The organism is Kitasatospora sp. NPDC094028 (assembly GCF_049543595.1).
In the GTDB taxonomy this organism is placed as follows: Bacteria; Actinomycetota; Actinomycetes; order Streptomycetales; family Streptomycetaceae; genus Kitasatospora.
Genome location: NZ_JBMVFA010000109.1, coordinates 1 through 1,219, shown reverse-complemented (window position 1 = coordinate 1,219; position 1,219 = coordinate 1). Strand labels below are relative to the sequence as shown.

The 1,219-nt window shown below is 71.8% G+C and carries 1 protein-coding gene and 1 pseudogene; one reads left to right on the top strand and one right to left on the bottom strand.

Annotated elements, in window-relative coordinates; translation table 11 throughout:
* Positions 1–129: 129 nt before the first annotated feature.
* The gene (locus tag ACPC54_RS42130) at positions 130–924 is read right to left on the bottom strand and encodes a class II aldolase/adducin family protein (protein WP_111586132.1); all 795 of its coding nucleotides are present in this window, start codon (positions 922–924) and stop codon (positions 130–132) included.
* 141 nt (positions 925–1,065) lie between these two features.
* On the opposite strand from ACPC54_RS42130, the pseudogene ACPC54_RS42125 reads away from it, so the two are divergent.
* Positions 1,066–1,219: pseudogene (locus ACPC54_RS42125) on the top strand (pyridoxamine 5'-phosphate oxidase family protein); the annotation flags it as partial.

Genomic DNA, 1,219 nt, shown 5'->3' with positions numbered 1-1,219 from the left:
CTAGCCCCCCGGTCGCCCTAGCCCCCCGGTCACCCCCGCCACCCCCAACCGCCCCCGTCACCTCCAACTGCCCCCTACCGCTGACGACCGCTCCCAACCACTCCCGACCACTCCCGATCGCTGCCGGGCTCAGCCGAGCAGGTCGGGTTCGCTGCGGGTGATCTCCTGCCAGAGGGGCTGGTAGTTGATCCAGGCCACGAGGTCGCCGCCGAGTTGTTCGCGGGTGGCGACGGCGAGCTTGTGCTCGATCAGGACCGGGCGGCCGGCCGCGCGGGCCAGCAGTTGCACCTGGCAGGAGCGGTCCATGGACAGGAACCACCAGGCGGCGGCGTCCACGGAGCCGCCGACGGTGAGCAGCCCGTGGTTGCGCAGCACCAGCGCCTTGCGGGAGCCGAGCGCCGAGGCGATGCGGCGGCCCTCCTCGGCGTCGACGGTGACGCCGGTGTAGGCGTCGTAGAGGGCGGCGTCCTCGTAGAAGGCGCAGCTCTCCTGGGTGAGGGGGTCGACGAGGTCGCCGAGGGCGGCGAGGGCGCGGCCGTGCACGGAGTGGCAGTGGGCGACGGCGACGACGTCCGGGCGGGCGGCGTGGACCTGGGCGTGCACGGTGAAGGCGGCCTGGTTGACGTGGTAGCGGCCCTCGATGACCTGTCCGTCCTGGTTGACGAGGACGAGGTCGCCCACGGTGACGTGCCGGAAGGGCATGCCGAAGGGGTTGACCCAGAAGCAGTCGCTGAACTCCGGGTCCCGGGCGGTGATGTGGCCGGAGACGCCGTCCTCGAAGCCGTTCCGCCCGAAGATCCGCAGGGCTCCGGCGAGCCGTTCCTTGCGGTGCCGGCGCTCGTCCTCGACCGAGTCGTGCATCGGCGGCATGGCGAACTGCAGCTGGTCGGTGGACAGCGGCAGCGGCGGGGTGGGCCCGGACATAGGTCCTCCAGCGCTGGTAGGGCGGTACGGGCCGGAAGTTACCGCCGGTCAGCCCAAAAAGGCAGGGCTGTTCCGTAAAGATGCCGCGCAGATGGGAAAGGCGACAGGAGATGTCGGGTCAGGCAAGCACACTCGACCGGTATGAACTGGGCGGACTTCACCACGGCCGAACCGGACTTCGCGGCGGCCGTCGAGCGGCGCTTCGGCGCCTTCCGGCACCACGTCCTCGTCACCCTGCGCCGGGACGGCTCGCCCCGGCCCTCGGGGCTGGAGGTGCGCTTCCACGGCGGCGAGC